The sequence below is a fragment of the Sporosarcina luteola genome, assembly GCF_023715535.1.
In the GTDB taxonomy this organism is placed as follows: domain Bacteria; phylum Bacillota; class Bacilli; order Bacillales_A; family Planococcaceae; genus Sporosarcina; species Sporosarcina luteola_B.
Window position 1 is genome coordinate 1 of the sequence record NZ_JAMBOI010000066.1, and the last position, 400, is coordinate 400.

General features: G+C 51.0%; 1 protein-coding gene. It reads right to left on the reverse strand.

The features are described from left to right. The coding region (locus M3191_RS18345) for an amidohydrolase family protein (protein ID WP_251701747.1) at nt 1-400 on the reverse strand (400 nt) is incomplete at both ends.

The following is a 400-nucleotide window of genomic DNA, read 5'->3' on the forward strand; positions in this document are numbered from 1 at the left end:
GTATAGATGCCACGCGCCGGGCCTTCCAGCGGTTCACGAGGATGCAGATAGACAGGCACGTTCAGCTCGTTGACCTTATCCCAGAATACCAGCATGGATTCGTCATCAAGATACAGGCCATGCTCGCTATCTTTAACGTTGGTGTAGCCGTTGATCAGCGCACCTTTCATGCCTAACTTTTTCACGGCGCGCTCCAGCTCTTCCGCCGCGGCTTCCGGGTTCTGCAATGCCAGGGTGGCGAAGGCGCTGAATTTGTCCGGATTTGGCTTAACATAATTCTCAACGATAAAATCGTTGGTATCGCGGGCAAAAGAGACGGCTTTGGCTTTATCTAAAATAGACTGGGCGCCAGGTGAAGTCAGAGAAAGAATTACATGATCAATATGACGCTGCGCCATTT